General features: G+C 50.5%; 13 protein-coding genes and 1 riboswitch. Of the genes, 8 read left to right on the forward strand and 5 right to left on the reverse strand.

Annotated features, from left to right (window positions below; all coding sequences use genetic code 11):
• The first annotated feature begins 158 nt into the window (after positions 1 to 158).
• The gene (locus MUG09_RS10215; RefSeq protein ID WP_244771325.1) at positions 159 to 1,193 is read left to right on the forward strand and encodes a LacI family DNA-binding transcriptional regulator; all 1,035 of its coding nucleotides are present in this window, start codon (positions 159 to 161) and stop codon (positions 1,191 to 1,193) included.
• On the opposite strand, the gene MUG09_RS10220 is transcribed toward MUG09_RS10215, so the two are convergent.
• Positions 1,190 to 2,206 carry a mechanosensitive ion channel family protein gene (locus MUG09_RS10220; protein ID WP_244771326.1) on the reverse strand — a complete coding sequence of 339 codons (1,017 nt, stop codon included), beginning with the start codon at positions 2,204 to 2,206 and terminating at the stop codon, positions 1,190 to 1,192. The genes MUG09_RS10215 and MUG09_RS10220 overlap by 4 nt on opposite strands.
• 277 nt (positions 2,207 to 2,483) lie before the next feature.
• Between MUG09_RS10220 and MUG09_RS10225 the strand changes: the two genes are divergently transcribed.
• Positions 2,484 to 3,626: a hypothetical protein gene (locus tag MUG09_RS10225; protein WP_244771327.1), complete on the forward strand. Its 1,143-nt coding sequence runs from the start codon at positions 2,484 to 2,486 to the stop codon at positions 3,624 to 3,626.
• Here the strand turns inward: MUG09_RS10225 and MUG09_RS10230 are convergent.
• From MUG09_RS10230 to MUG09_RS10240, 3 genes are read right to left on the reverse strand one after another with little or no spacing between them, the layout of a single operon-like run.
• Positions 3,599 to 4,003, reverse strand: a complete 405-nt coding sequence (locus tag MUG09_RS10230) for a (deoxy)nucleoside triphosphate pyrophosphohydrolase (protein WP_244771328.1) — start codon at positions 4,001 to 4,003, stop codon at positions 3,599 to 3,601. The genes MUG09_RS10225 and MUG09_RS10230 overlap by 28 nt on opposite strands.
• A 9-nt stretch (positions 4,004 to 4,012) precedes the next feature.
• Entirely contained in the window at positions 4,013 to 4,435 is a 423-nt protein-coding gene (locus MUG09_RS10235) for a hypothetical protein (RefSeq protein ID WP_244771329.1), read from the reverse strand.
• A complete protein-coding gene (locus tag MUG09_RS10240) occupies positions 4,432 to 5,919 on the reverse strand; it encodes an NAD(P)H-hydrate epimerase (RefSeq protein ID WP_244771330.1) in 1,488 nt (495 codons plus the stop codon). The genes MUG09_RS10235 and MUG09_RS10240 overlap by 4 nt, the downstream gene beginning before the upstream one ends.
• 75 nt (positions 5,920 to 5,994) lie before the next feature.
• A riboswitch (TPP riboswitch) is annotated at positions 5,995 to 6,084 on the forward strand.
• 43 nt (positions 6,085 to 6,127) lie between these two features.
• Here MUG09_RS10240 and MUG09_RS10245 point away from each other — a divergent pair.
• From MUG09_RS10245 to MUG09_RS10270, 6 genes are all read left to right on the forward strand, one after another.
• Complete coding sequence (locus MUG09_RS10245; RefSeq protein ID WP_244771331.1) at positions 6,128 to 7,153, forward strand: thiamine ABC transporter substrate-binding protein; 1,026 nt, start codon at positions 6,128 to 6,130, stop codon at positions 7,151 to 7,153.
• Positions 7,150 to 8,844, forward strand: coding sequence for an ABC transporter permease (locus MUG09_RS10250; protein ID WP_244771332.1), 1,695 nt, complete (start codon positions 7,150 to 7,152; stop codon positions 8,842 to 8,844). Before MUG09_RS10245 ends, MUG09_RS10250 begins: the two co-directional genes overlap by 4 nt.
• A complete protein-coding gene (locus MUG09_RS10255) occupies positions 8,834 to 9,919 on the forward strand; it encodes an ABC transporter ATP-binding protein (protein WP_244771333.1) in 1,086 nt (361 codons plus the stop codon). The genes MUG09_RS10250 and MUG09_RS10255 overlap by 11 nt, the downstream gene beginning before the upstream one ends.
• Positions 9,920 to 9,950: 31 nt before the next feature.
• Positions 9,951 to 10,511 carry a hypothetical protein gene (locus MUG09_RS10260; protein WP_244771334.1) on the forward strand — a complete coding sequence of 187 codons (561 nt, stop codon included), beginning with the start codon at positions 9,951 to 9,953 and terminating at the stop codon, positions 10,509 to 10,511.
• Between the two features lie 77 nt (positions 10,512 to 10,588).
• Complete coding sequence (locus MUG09_RS10265) at positions 10,589 to 11,512, forward strand: caspase family protein (protein WP_244771335.1); 924 nt, start codon at positions 10,589 to 10,591, stop codon at positions 11,510 to 11,512.
• A 26-nt stretch (positions 11,513 to 11,538) separates the two neighbouring features.
• Entirely contained in the window at positions 11,539 to 12,468 is a 930-nt protein-coding gene (locus MUG09_RS10270) for a caspase family protein (protein ID WP_244771336.1), read from the forward strand.
• Here the strand turns inward: MUG09_RS10270 and uvrB are convergent.
• Positions 12,453 to 14,522 carry an excinuclease ABC subunit UvrB gene (gene uvrB, locus MUG09_RS10275; RefSeq protein ID WP_244771337.1) on the reverse strand — a complete coding sequence of 690 codons (2,070 nt, stop codon included), beginning with the start codon at positions 14,520 to 14,522 and terminating at the stop codon, positions 12,453 to 12,455. The two genes, MUG09_RS10270 and uvrB, sit on opposite strands and share 16 nt — an antisense overlap.

Here is a 14,522-nt window from a genome sequence, read left to right on the forward strand (position 1 = left end):
CATCCTGCAGACGTTTCTGTCAAGTATGGAGTTGAGATAATGCAACGCATCACTATAAGGCGGGTTTTAGCCGCATGGACAAAACTTCATTCTGTGGTATAATTGCGTTATCGATAAACAAAATGTATCTGGGCGACTAGAAAGGAAACTGGAAACGGATGACAATATCTGAAATTGCTAAGCTGGCCCATGTTTCGATTGGAACAGTGGATAGAGTCCTGCACAAGCGGGGTCGAGTCGCCCCCGAAACCATTAAAAAAATCATGAGCATCGTTGAGGATTATGGGTACCAGCCCAATACCTATGCACGCAATCTCAAGCTGAGCAAGGATTTTACCATCGGAGTCCTCCTTCCCCTGCTTCATTCCGAATTTGGCTATTGGAACCTTATCTATGAAGGAATCCTGAAAGCTGCAAAGGAGTTGCATCCCTTGGCTGTGCGAATCGATATGATGGAGTTTGACAGAATGACCGCCGGTTCACTGCTGGAGCGTGGAGAGGCCTTGCTGAAGCACAATATCGATGCTCTCCTCCTTGCTCCGGTAGTTCCTGCTGACGCCCAAAAACTCCTCAGTACAAAGAATATCCCGTTTTATGCTTTTATAGACTCCCCGCTTCCCGGTACAAGTCCGGTTTCCTGCGTCGTGCAGAACCCCTATCGGGGAGGATTCCTCGCAGGCAGAATGATGCATCTGCTCACGCAAAAGCGCGGGACCCTGCTGACCATACAGACTCACCGTGCGGCTTACAATTCAATCGAGCGTGCTCGCGGGTTTGCCGAGTACTTCGCCGATAAGCCGGAGTTCTCAGTATTGGAAATGGAAGCTCCCCATAATCAGGCAATGGACAAGGAACTTGACGCTTTTTATCGGAAACACGGTGACGTATGCGGCATTTTCGTTGTCAATGACGCCATCCACAGAATTGCCCAAAGCGTCTTGCTGCTGGGGCGAAAAAGCCAAACGACCATGGTGGGGTATGACTTGGTTGAACACAACCGAAGGGCGATGGTTGCAGGTTCGGTGGACTGTCTGATCAGCCAGAGGCCTGAGTACCAAGGCTATACCGCCATCTACCAGCTGTACCGGAAGGGGCTCCTCAACCAGGCACCCGAAGAGACCATCTGTGTTCCAATCGATATTATTCTGCCCGAGAACCTCATCGACGAAAATCTCTGGTGCCCCACTCTCTAGGTCCTGATGCCGCCGGCAATCAGGACTCCTTCCGTTTTTCCTCCCGCTTTACGATCTCCTCTCCGATTCTGGCAATTTTTTTCTTCAACGACTTTTTTCTGCTTGGCATCCAGCTCTTCCAGACTCTTTGACAAACGTGTTTGCACTTCTTTGAGCTCTTCCAGGAATTGAGCCTCATCTGCCTTATCAAACACAAGCTCCTCAACAGTCGTTGCTTCCTTGCTGGTTTGGTTGTTCTTTCCGACCTTAGGAAAATACTGCACTGCCGTATCGTACTCCCTCCGGTCCATTAAGGCCGGAGAGGCGATCTCGATCCCTTCTTCACAGAATACATCGAGGACACTCTTATGGAGTTCGCTGGTCTTGCTCAATCGCTCACCGCTCTCACTGAGCATGCCGTAGAGACGATAACGGATGGCATTGTCGAGGAATGCCTCGACAAACACAAAACTGTCAGTAAGCTTGCAACGATTAGCTGCTTCCAGCAGAGCCTTCTCCACCTCCTGATGAGAGACCATGTACCCGATCGACAAGGCGAGATTGATGAAGGTGCCATCCCTTCGAGTCACCTTCACCGCTTTTTGGGAGAGCAGCAGGTTGGGCAGGCTTACGACATCACGGCTTACCAATTGCACTTCCGTGTGAAAGATTCCCAAGTCGGTCACCCGACCCACCAAGGTATCGACCTCGATGAAATCACCGCCTCTGAATTCATGGGTTATTCGCAACATGAGACCGGCCATGGCGTTGCTGACCAAGGTTGTAGAGGAGAGAGCAATGACGGCACTCAACAAAATACCCAGCAACGAAAGGATCTGATTCTTCACTTCGTGTTCAAGCGGGAGCAATGCTATAGCTATGAACAAACCTGCGAGAACAACCAACAACACCAAAAACTGTCGTTGGTACGGCCATTGCCTCGAAGATGAATGGGCCTTCCTGAAGACCAAACGAATCAATACCACCAACACCCCGGTTGCAAGAATGACCGATACGGATTTAATAAAGGACATACAACCTCCTTGGGTTCTTTCTTATCATACTACGGATCCATCCAATCACAGAAGGTCTCCATAGCGTTGTGAAGACTTCCTTTAGCTGTATTTTTCAGAGAGATAAGGGATACTTATGACATATATACAAAACCCAATTACTACGCATTTACGTGCTTATTGCCACTGTTATTGAATCTTCTAGCAAAACTATTGACTTTTTATTGTTGATTTCATACTATCTCATGTCATAAGCTCACATTCCACTCTTTGGCATATGTTGGAATCTTGGAGCATCTTGAAACAATCCACACCGATACTCATTCTCCTACTACTTTGTTGTTCGGCGGTGTTCTCAGCCTCGCTCACCTATAACCGTGCCACCGGCAACCTCGATGGGTTTGCTGTAAACATCTCAGACAGCCCCAACATTCCAAGCGGCTACACCAATGCAACCGAAGTATGGGAAAAGACGGGATTCATCGGCAGACTACTCTATCAGGGAGAACCCTGTACCTTCACATTCAGCAATATCGGCCCTGTTGCTTCCTATACAACCAACAACCGTTTTTATTTCACTTTGAATACTAACGGCACACCCAATACCGAGGTATGGAGGGAATTTTTCCTGGTTACCCGCGCAAAAGGGATAACCCATGGGGGATCCCAGCACGATTTCTCTACAGTCAACTCGGTCATTGCCAACAATTCAGGTTCTTTCATCCTGAATGTCGGTGCAGGAACGGAGTTGGCATCGGTAGGAGAAGTGGGATATGACACCAATCGAAACAGCGGAGTCTATACCGGGACGAATGCATTCCGCTACAAATACCCATATTCGGCGATCTGGATCGACGTAACGCTCATCCGCACCACATCTGCAAGAAGCTCCACTACTCGCGGCTATTATGAAAGCCATATCCAGATCACCACAGGTGGAGGGTTGTCCCAAACACTGTATCTTGGGGGGATGTATAATCCACGCTCATCTCACACCGAACCGAATGCTTATGCATTCAGCATAGAGGAGCTCTATACCTCCGCATTCCCCTTTTCTGAGTTGGAAAATAGAAACTCAGTTGCTGCATCCATGGAGGTAGCAACCATCAAGTATGTTTCTCATGTTGATCAAGCAGAGATCAGCATTGCCAGCAATGCCGCCGGCACCGCTGCTGCCTTTTATTTCACTACTTCCGATGGATCATATTTCCCATTCAGAGTTGCCTATGATGCAGTCACCCCGAACCTATCACCAGTGGAGATAACTCCTGCGAGCAATACGTTCACGACCGTGTCGACGACAGTCGCCTCCCCGGTCGGGGGAAGTTATACGGCCAACAGATTGGAAGAGAAGATAAAACTTTTTGTGCCTGTCAATACGAATCCAGCCGAAGGACTGTATTCAAGTACCATTTACATCCTGGTGACGCAAATTGACTGAAGCGTCTTGACGATTTCACTATCACTCGGAGCGAATGAGTAACCATCCATTTCCCCAAGGCTTACCCAGCGGTACTCCGTATGAAATCGGAAAGGAAGCTCATCGAAGTCCTCAGCATAGACACGATACGCCTTCAGATGATACAGCGTCTCCTTGTTGGTGAAGTCGTGGCTGTGCACCAGTCGGCCGACTTTCACAGTAATGCCAAGCTCTTCGGCGAACTCACGCCTCAATGTTTCCTGTTCGGTCTCCCCGTAGCGGTTCTTCCCTCCGGGAAACTCCCAGAGTCCACCGATGGACCCTTTATCTTCTCGCTTGGCTATGAAATACCTATCACCTCTCATCAATATGCCTGCAGTGGTAATTCGCTCCTGCATAGATGCCTCCTACAGTAAAACCAATTGGGGCGCAATGAAGTGAATGATTGCAATACCCATCGTCAAGAAGCCCACATTTCGCTTGTTTCGTTCCATATAGAGCCCTGTTGCATCCAGTACCGTCTGTTGCTCCTCCTGCTTCACTCCAATGCCACGCAGCGCCTGATACAGAAACCAGAGGGTGAGGGAGAATACATTGAGCATGGGGACCAAGTCGCCGAGCAGCCAAGGTCCTGGATCCATCGGGAAAAACGCCAGTGCGAGCGTTATCAAGAGACCGGCGAGGATGAGAATCCTGCGCAGCGATGCATGGGTGCGAAAGGCGTATCGCAAGGAGAGCAACAGAGGAAACGTCAGACCGTAGGTGTCTGACAGCAGGAAAGCTGTGCCCAACAAGAGATACGCTATACAAAGCAGATATACCTGGATCAAACCTCGGCCTCCTGGACTGCCTTGCCAAGGAAGGCAAGCAGGGTTTCACTATCGTAATAGCCATAGGCCTGCTGTGCAAGACGACCAGCCTCCTGATGAATCAACGCTCCCTCCAAAGATGCAAGCCAACGATTCTGATATTTCGCCAGCAACGAGGCTACAATCCCACCGAGCACATCACCGCTTCCGGCAACCCCGAGTGAGGGATTGTTCCCTTCGATGACCACCATCCTTCCCGTTTCGTCTACGATATGAACCAGCGAGCTCTTCACTATAAGCGTAGCATGGAGTTCCGAGGCTGCCTTCTGCAGGGAAGCAAAGAAAGCATTCGGACTCTGTATATCCTGTTCCTTTCCGAAGAGTCCTTCCAGCAGGGCGCCAAGCTCTCCTACATGTGGAGTAAGGACAAGCGGCCCGTGCTCAGGCCTTTGTCCTCGGGCAAGCAGGGAGGCATAGGCCCGAATCCCGTCGGCGTCGAGCACCATGCCCTGTCCGGTCGCAAAGAGCTTGGACAACAAGGCTTCCCTACCCTTGCCCCACCCCGGGCCCACCAAGAGAGCACCATAGGAGGGGAGGCTCTGGCCTTCATAGATTTTCACCATGACCGAGGGAGATTCACAGGCAGCAAGGCTGTAGACATCAGGGTCGCAATAGAGGCTCACCAACCCGGCACGGGCTGCAAAGCAGGCCTTTGCTGAAAGTCTGGCCGCTCCTGTATAGGACACGCTGCCGCCGAAGATTCCTACATGGGCTCGGCTGTTCTTATACTCGTCGAGTGCGAGCTTCGAGAGGCTTGCCTTCCTGTCGCAAAGCAAGATATCACTTGGTACCTGTTCAAGCAGGAACGGCGGGAAGGAGGGGTTCACACAGACTACGGTTCCACATTTCGAGCGGGTTGCAGGATGGAACATGCAGCGCTTTTGAAGGCCCATGGTCACCGTAAGGTCGGCTTTGATCATAATCCCGTCTAAGGGAACATCATCACCAAGGCCGGAGGGAACATCAATGGAGAAAACCCTTGCCTTGCTCCGATTGACTGTCTCCACCAAGGATGCAGTGAGCCCTTGGAGCGGGCCTCTCAAGCCGGTGCCCATCAGGCCGTCGACAATCCAGGCGGCATTATGGAGCTCGCTGAAGAGCCGATCAAAATCAGTTTCCTCGGCCTCCAGGGAGGTAATCCCATACGCTTGGGCGATGCTGCGATGTCGTGTACAGGAATCAGAAATACGCGTACCCATGTAGATGAGAAGCTGGTTGGTGAACCCATCTCCAAACGCATATCGGCTTACCACCAATGCATCCCCCCCATTGTTGCCCGGGCCGCACAAGAACACCAGCCGATCAGTTTTGGACAGGCGGGGTTTCCATATCTGATAGGCTTGCAGACCTGCACTCTCCATGAGACAGAGAGAGGGAATCATCGCCACATGTTGGGCCTTCTCGTCCAGTTTGGTTATATCGGAGGCACGTGCAAGTGATTTCATGTTCATACTGTACATGAGGCGTACAAAGCGGTCAACATTTCCTATCTTGACACATTGGAGGCATCCCGTTAGGCTGAACGTGTCCTGGGGTGGCGTAACAGCCTGAGATTACACCCGTTAACCTGATCTGGATAATACCAGCGGAGGGAGACAGTCACTTCTCAATCACACCTATCCCCATGGCAGACTATTCAATATGGAGGTGCTTATGAACAAGCATCGGTACGTATGTGTTTTGGTTGCCATCCTTACACTCTCTTTCTCTGTATTTGCACAACCGGCCAAGGAATCGAAAGAGTTGGTTGTGTACGCCTACGACGCATTCTGCGGAGACTGGGGTCCCGGTCCTGCAATCGTCGAGGAGTTTGAGAAACAGCATGGCATCAAAGTAAACCTGGTAAGTGCGGGAGACGCCGTGGAGATGATGACCAAGGTCATCAGCGAAGCAGACAACCCTTGGGCGGATGTAGTGATCGGCATCACCGACGACATGGCTCAGAAGGTGTATGATGCGAATGTGCTTGAGCGGTACGAAAGTGCTGCACTCTCAGACATTCCAGCATTCCTTCACTTCGATCCCTCCTATCGGCTGCTGCCGTTCGACTACGGCAATTTTGCGTTCGTCGTCGATACCGAGCGAATGAAGGCAGAGGATGTTCCAACTTCACTTGCCTCCCTTGTCGATCCCAAATACAAGAACAAGGTGATCCTCATTGACCCACGTACTTCTTCAGTAGGTTTGGGTTTGTTGCTCTGGACCATCGAGGTGTTCGGAGAGAAAGAGTACCTGACTTGGTGGAAAGCAATGAAGGAGAATGCCCTGACGATCACCGACGGATGGTCCAGCGCCTACGGACTCTTTACCGAGGGAGAGGCCCCCTTGGTGCTCAGCTACTCCACCAGTCCTGTTTACCATGTGACCTATGAAGAGACCACCCGCTATCAGACAGTATTATTCTCCGAGGGCCATAGTACCACCATAGAAGGAGCAGGCATCCTCTCATCAAGCAAACAGAAGGGAATTGCACAGAAATTTGTAGACTATCTGCTTACCGAAGCTCAACTTACCATTGCCTTGGCCAATTCGATGTATCCGGTCAACAGCAAGACTGAGCTCCCCGCTGCTTTCGACTATGCCCCGAAACCGCAAAAGAGCCTCTCAATGGATACTAAAATGCTTGCAAAAAACCTCGATAGATGGCTTACTGAATGGACACAGGTAATGAGTAAATGAGAGAAGACAAGAATTTACAGTATAAGCGATTCTATCGCGTAATGCCGTTGCCCTCTGCAATGGTTTTGCTGCTGTTGTTCTTTGTCCCTCTTTTTTTCACCCTCTCCTCGGCGTTCTTCACCGAGCAAGGATTTTCGTTCTCGCGTATTGCAGGGGTCTTCACCGACCCCTATACGCAGAGAATCATGCTCTTCACACTGCTGCAGGCAACCCTTTCAACACTTGCATCACTACTTGTCGCCCTGCCCGGTGCCTATTTGATCGCCACCTACTCGTTCAGGGGGAAACGCCTCATTCTTGCACTCAGTGCCATTCCTTTTGTTATTCCTTCTATTTTGGTTGTCCTGGGCTTTGTCATTTTCTTTGGCAATAATGGGTTTCTCAACCGAATCCTGATGGCGCTTTTCGAGCTGGAGGAACCTCCGCTATCCATCCTCTACTCTTTTCCCGCCATCATTCTCGCCCATACCTTCTACAACTTTCCGATCATCATGAGCTTGGTCTCTTCCTATTGGGAACATATGGATGGCAATTGTGAGACGGCATCCTATACCTTGGGGGCCACCAAGGCGAAGACGTTCTTTTCCATAACCTTGCCGCGTCTGCTTCCTGCCATCATCAGCGCAGCCTCCTTGGTGTTTCTCTTCTGTTTCAACAGTTTTGCCATCATCCTCGTCCTCGGCGGCGGGCCGCAGTATACGACGATGGAGGTGGAAATCTATCGGCAGGCCCGCATGCTTGGGCAGAGCGGATCTGCAGCCGCACTATCACTCTTTTCCATCCTAGTCACCAGCATACTGCTGCTGTGGTACAACAGTACGCAGAAACGGCTTGCACGAAGCGAGACATACCGTAACAGCAATCGGCTGAATGAAAAAAAACCTGCAACCTTGTTTGGGAAATTGCTTGCTCTTTTGTATACAGTCGCTTCCTTCCTGTTCATTCTCGGACCCATCGCATCGGTGGTGGTCCGCTCGTTCATGGCCTCATCTTCACGTTCCAGCGCCGAAACCTTCAGCCTGAAATGGTATCGACAGCTACTTTCGCTTGAGAGGGCGACAGGACATATGAATTCGGCACTCCAAGCACTGTCCAACAGCCTGCTCATCGCTTTGCTTGTAGCCCTGTGCACTGTTCCCCTCGCCCTTACGCTTTCTGCAGCCATCCGCAGAAAGGAGAAGAAGGGATCGATGCTGGAACTCTTTGGCATGCTGCCGATGACGGTAAGCTCGGTGATCATTGGATTAGGCTACTATTTGATTAGTGCAAAAATCCGCGGAGGCCTGCTGACAAGCTACTCCTTGGTGGTCCTTGCCCACATGGTTATTGCCATACCCTTCGTGCTGAGAACCATCCTTCCTGAGTACCGCAAAATTCCTGATTCATATATCCACAGCTCTTTGACCTTGGGTGCCGGCCCGCTGAGAACCTTCCTGCTCATCGAACTGCCTCTGCTCAGGGGAGCAATGTTTACCGGAGCCATTTTTGCCTTTGCCCTGAGCATGGGCGAGTTCAACGCGACGCTGACCTTGGCGAACAGTTCCATTGTGACACTGCCTATCGTCATGTACCGCCTCATAGGCTCCTACAACTTCCAAGGAGCATGTGCCTTGGGAACCATTTTGATCGCCGTATGTGCAATTGTGTTCATCGCCAGTGAATTGGCGAAGGGAGGTAACCATGGCCGATAATGGACTTTCCTGTTCCCTGAAAGCTTCCTATCAGGATTTCAACCTGGATGTTTCCTTCTCCGTGAAAAGCGGGGAGCTGGCTTGTATCATCGGTCCGTCCGGATGCGGAAAGTCCACCACCCTGCAGTTGATCGCAGGGCTATTGCCGCTGAACACGGGACAGCTCGTACTCAACGGAAGGGATATAGCACACACAAGCGTGCATGAACGACAAATAGCGATGGTGTTCCAGGACTATGCACTTTTTCCCCATATGAGTGTGGAGCAGAATATCGCCTATCCGCTTAAGATTAGAAAAGTAGGCAGGGTAAAGCGCAAGGAGAAAATCACACGCTTGCTCTCCATGGTGGCACTGGAAGGCTATCAGAAACGCAAGAGCCAGGAGCTCAGCGGAGGCGAACGCCAACGGGTGGCTTTGGCAAGAGCTCTTGCATCCGAGCCTAAACTCTTACTCTTGGATGAACCCCTTTCGGCCTTGGATGCAAAGCTGAGAAAGCATTTGCGCGAAGAAATTCGCCGAATCCATGACGAGACTGGGATTACCACCCTGTATGTCACCCATGACCAGGAAGAAGCACTTTCCATTGCAGACCGTATTATCGTCATGCATGAGGGAAGAGTCATGCAGGAAGGAACGGGTGAGCAGATTTACAACGAACCGGCCAACATATTCGTAGCGACGTTCATGGGTGAAGGGAATACACTCCCCTACAGCATCATACCAAAGACGCTGGTGAACACCGGTGGAGTCACCCCCTTTGTCTTCAAACCAAAAGAGGGCAAACACACCATTTTCTTCCGTCCTGAGGAAGTATTGGTGCAAGACAACAAGAATCTGCCTCTTGCGGAGTACTTGGTGCATCTTCAGTTCAAGCAGGCAGAAGTGGTGAGCTGCGAGTTCCAAGGTGATCATTACCGACTTGTCTGCAACTGGGAAGGATATGCAATCATCAGCCACTGTTCACACAGGCCCCAGGCGAAAACTGTCACTTTGGGTGTAAGAATCAAGCATATTCGTGAGTATATTGACGGTGAATCAGTGAAAAAGACACTGCTTCCCTCGGTGGGGGAATAGCAACAACGCTGTTTTTTTGTATACTGGGTATATGAGAAGACGCTATGTTCTCCTGTTACTCCTCATTTCTGCTGTCTTCCCCTTGTCTGCTCGGACTACAGGGTACTATCACTCGGCAACCGCCACAGCTTCCGGTTACCTAGGATTCTCCCATTTCGAGGATGAAATTCCAGCCCGTACTTCATTCTCCGGCAGTGCAGCCCTTGGTGTATTTGGATATCAGAGCCAACGCTGGGGCGGTTCGCTGGAACTGTACTTCCAAGATGTCAGTCGTTCACTCCCCTACGGTCTGTACCGAAGCAGAGGGTTTACGTCCATCGGCATCGCTGCACGATCGTCCTACACAATGAACAACAAATTCTCCCTCTACGGCCAAGCGGGCACAGAGGTAAACTTCTACCATCAGATTGAAGAGGCCTTCGCCTCCTTCTCCCTGCAGCTGGGTGGACAACTATTATTGATGGAAAATCCCTCCTACCAACTATTCATGACGCTTCCACTGTCGCTGCATCTGAGAAAGGAAATTACAGCGTTGCAAGTAGGAATAGGACTGCGTTACCAACTCTTTCCCTACCATGAAGGAGGAACCTAATGAGAAAGCTCATCCTATTCATGCTCAGTTTAATACTCATACTCAGTTCCTGCGAACTATACATGGATGAACCTGAGATGGGGGATGTGTATGTAATTTCCATCGGGATTGATTATAAGAACAATTTGGACTCTAAAAACAATGTATATAAGACTGATGATTTGGATGGAACAATTCCAGATGCAAAAGAAATCTTTCACACTATCATGAAAATTTCAGAACGTGCAAAACAACCATGGAAGGGCTACCTGCTACTTCAAGAAGGTGCTGCCTATGATCCTGTAACCCTAGGCACGTATGAAGGGGAAGGAATAGGAAAAACAAATTATGCATCCAAAGCACACCTGCTCCAAACACTTGCAACCATCCAAAACCAAGCAACCCATAACGATCTGACCATCCTCACCTACAGTGGACATGGAGTCGACAAGACCGGAGAGATGGTCATGGCTCATACTGATGCTGATGGCTATGTACCCTCAATCGAAGCATTGTTGGTAACTCCAAATGAGTTACTTACTGCAATGGGAAAGATTGATGGACGCAAGCTCATCATCCTTGATAGTTGTGTGAGCGGTGTCTTTGTTCCGGAAAGTGAATCCAGCCTCAGCACCGTCCTGGTCAATGGTATAGATGATTGGTATGCAAAGTTTTGGGAAGGGTCTGGCTATAATCTTCCTGATTTGTATGTCCTGACGGCAAGTGCTCTTGCCGACTCGTATGAAGATCCAGACAGCACCGATCACTCACATGGCGTTTTCACTATCACCTTGCTTGAAGCCTTGGGCTGGAATCATCCACATGGTGTGGATATCAGTACAATTGAACCGGGGACTCCACCTGCCCTCCGCGGTTCAGTCATCACCGTTGATTCTCTATATACCTACATCAAAAAAAACCAAGACCTTCCGATTCGCTGGAATATCCTTAAACCATCGCAAGAATATCAACACCCCCTCGTCTCCGGCGGCGCCATGGACATGGTCCTGTTCAGGTTCTGAAGTAAAAGCAATACTCACTGACCTATATGCACATGAAACACCTTCTGATACTTCCCATCATCCTCCTTTTCCTTGGTTGTGAGCTTGTGTACCAACATCCAGAACCAGGGGCATTCACCCATGTAGCCATCGGACTGAACTACAGAGGAACCAACGCCAATGCGCTTGCAGGAACGATCAACGATGCAAGGGAACAGGAAGAGGCATTCACTTCCCTCTTTTCCGATCGGCATCCTTCCTCCTATCTGATGCTGCAGGAAGGCACCTCCGATGGTTCCTATGACGATGTCTCATCACCGTTGCTTCCGACGAAAGAGCGGGTAAGGAAAATAATCAGTTCGCTTGTCGCTGCTCAACAAGCCCAGGATATTCTCTTGATCACCTACAGCGGCCATGGCATGGAGGATGGTTCATGGGTATTGGCACCAGAGACAGCATCGGGCACCATCTTTCTTGATGCAAGCACCGTAGATCCTTTCCTGTTGCTGTCGGTAGACGAGTTGTTCGCCCTGCTTGCCCCTGCAGCAGGGACTACGCTGCTCATCATCGACAGTTGCTATGCAGGAAATTTCGTACAGCAGAGCGGATCATCGGTCTCTCTCATCGATCTGCGACCCATCTTCGCCGATGCCTACGAAACATATTTCAGCAAAGAAAAGTATAAGAACAGGACCTTTGTGATGGCGGCTACGACAGCCGACAACACAAGCAAGGAACCCATCGGGGGCAGCCACATTCACGGCTACTTCACCGAGGCACTGCTCGGTGCTCTTGGATGGGATGAAGAGACACAAAGCCTTGCACCTGACAAGTCATCATTGAGCATGGACAATTTGTATCGTTACATCATGGAGAATCAACGTATAAAACTTACAGGGACCTATCAGGCATTTTATCAGCACCCTACCATCAGCGGAGGACCTTTGGATTTGGTCCTCCGTCAGGAAGTGAACTGACCCTCGCGAATAGCAACAATCTCATCGCGGATGATGGCAGCCCGTTCAAACTCAAGATTCTTGGCAGCTTCGAGCATCTCCTTCTCCAAGGCCTTGATGTACTTCTTGCGGTCATTGGCATTGAGCAGGTTGTAACCGCCCTTGAGAATGGCAAGATCCTGCTTCTGGATCTCCTTCGTCTCCTCCCGTTCCCGCTCGATGATGTCCTGAACAGCCTTGACGATGGTTGTCGGAGTAATACCGTGCTCCTCATTGTAGGCTGACTGGATGGCCCGTCTTCGATTCGTCTCACCGATTGCCTCTTCCATCGCAGAACTCATGCGGTCGGCGTACATAATAACTCTTCCCTCGGAATTTCGGGCCGCCCGTCCGATGATTTGAATCAAGGATGTGGTCGATCGCAGGAATCCAATCTTGTCCGCATCGAGAATGGCGATCAGAGAAACCTCAGGCAGGTCCAATCCTTCCCTGAGTAGGTTGATGCCCACCAGGACGTCAAACACTCCGAGTCGGAGGTCCCTGAGGATCTCCACCCTTTCGATGGTATCGATTTCCGAATGCAAGTATCGGACTTTCAAGCCCAGGGAGGCGAAGTAATCGGTCAAATCCTCACTCATCTTCTTTGTCAGGGTTGTGACCAAAACACGCTGCTTCTTGACTATTACTTTACGGATCTCTCCATACAGATTCTCCATCTGCCCTTCGGTGGGACGAACATCAATCTCTGGGTCGAGCAACCCGGTGGGTCTGATAACCTGCTCGACGATTCTTTCACTCTGGGCAAGTTCACTCTTTCCGGGTGTCGCAGAGACATAGATGCGCTGCTGCACCACCTTTTCAAACTCGGCAGCCTTCAGGGGCCTGTTGTCCAGTGCGGAGGGCAGTCTGAAACCGTAGTTGACTAAATTGAGCTTTCGCGATCTGTCTCCCTCATACATAGCTCCGACCTGTGGAAGGGTGACATGCGACTCGTCGATGAAGGTGATAAAATCCGGGGGAAAGTAATCCAGCAGCACAGCAGGACGTTCTCCCGCCTTGCGGTCGGACAAGGGACGGGAGTAATTCTCGATACCCGAACAGTAGCCGATTTCCTCCAGCATCTCCAGATCATACTCAACCCTGGTCTTGATCCGTTCCGCTTCGAGAGGCTTTCCCATACTGTTGAAATACTCAACCTGGTCCTCCATCTCACTGCGAATACGCCCGATGGCCGCCCTGACCTGTTCGGGCGGCATGACAAACTGCTTTGCAGGGTAGAGGGTATAACTGTCCACCATCTCCTGCTTCTCCCCTGAAACGGGATCGAACCATTGGATGGAGGCTATCTCATCCCAATCCACACTGATTCTCACCGCATTCTCCAGATAGGATGGACATATTTCAATGATATCGCCTTTCACGCGGAAAGCACCTCGCTTAAGAATGGCATCGTTGCGCTCATACTGCATTCTCACCAGCTTCTCAAGTACATCACGATGTTCGAACTGGTCGCCTGTATTGAAGGTATGCACCATATCGCGAACGGAAACGGGGTTGGCCAGACCAAAAATACAGGAGACCGTCGCCACTACAATGACATCGCGACGCTCCATCAAGGAGAAGGAGGCCGAGAGCCTGAGCCGGTCGATCTCCTGGTTGATGTCGGCATCCTTCTCTATGTAGAGATCCTTGCCAGGAACATACGCTTCCGGCTGATAATAATCATAGGTTGAGACGAAGTACTCGACTGCATTCTCCGGAAAGAACGATTTGAACTCCCGATAGAGCTGGGCGGCCAAAGTCTTATTGTGGGAAAGCACCAACGTTGGACGCTGCACCTGTTCGATGATCTTGGCCATCGTATAGGTCTTGCCGCTTCCTGTGACACCCTTGAGGGTCTGAAAGAAGTCTCCCTGTTCCAGGCCTTTACTCAAAGCCTCGATGGCCTGAGCCTGGTCTCCTGAAGGATCGTATGAGGAAACCACCTTGAAGCGCTTGTTCTGATACGAGACATCACCATGAATATTGGTGACCGACTCCCCTCCCCACCGTTCATCTACTCTGACTTCTTCCAT

The organism is Sphaerochaeta associata, assembly GCF_022869165.1.
Classification (GTDB): Bacteria; Spirochaetota; Spirochaetia; order Sphaerochaetales; family Sphaerochaetaceae; genus Sphaerochaeta; species Sphaerochaeta associata.

Bases quoted from the DNA above. Each gene is read 5' to 3' on its own strand.
- MUG09_RS10215 (WP_244771325.1), top strand. From the start codon at position 159: ATGACAATATCTGAAATTGCTAAGCTGGCCCATGTTTCGATTGGAACA.
- MUG09_RS10220 (WP_244771326.1), bottom strand. From the start codon at position 2,206: ATGTCCTTTATTAAATCCGTATCGGTCATTCTTGCAACCGGGGTGTTG.
- MUG09_RS10230 (WP_244771328.1), bottom strand. From the start codon at position 4,003: ATGCAGGAGCGAATTACCACTGCAGGCATATTGATGAGAGGTGATAGG.
- MUG09_RS10240 (WP_244771330.1), bottom strand. From the start codon at position 5,919: ATGAAATCACTTGCACGTGCCTCCGATATAACCAAACTGGACGAGAAG.
- MUG09_RS10245 (WP_244771331.1), top strand. From the start codon at position 6,128: ATGAACAAGCATCGGTACGTATGTGTTTTGGTTGCCATCCTTACACTC.
- MUG09_RS10250 (WP_244771332.1), top strand. From the start codon at position 7,150: ATGAGAGAAGACAAGAATTTACAGTATAAGCGATTCTATCGCGTAATG.
- MUG09_RS10255 (WP_244771333.1), top strand. From the start codon at position 8,834: ATGGCCGATAATGGACTTTCCTGTTCCCTGAAAGCTTCCTATCAGGAT.
- MUG09_RS10260 (WP_244771334.1), top strand. From the start codon at position 9,951: ATGAGAAGACGCTATGTTCTCCTGTTACTCCTCATTTCTGCTGTCTTC.
- MUG09_RS10265 (WP_244771335.1), top strand. From the start codon at position 10,589: ATGGGGGATGTGTATGTAATTTCCATCGGGATTGATTATAAGAACAAT.
- MUG09_RS10270 (WP_244771336.1), top strand. From the start codon at position 11,539: ATGCACATGAAACACCTTCTGATACTTCCCATCATCCTCCTTTTCCTT.
- uvrB (WP_244771337.1), bottom strand. From the start codon at position 14,522: ATGGAAGAAGTCAGAGTAGATGAACGGTGGGGAGGGGAGTCGGTCACC.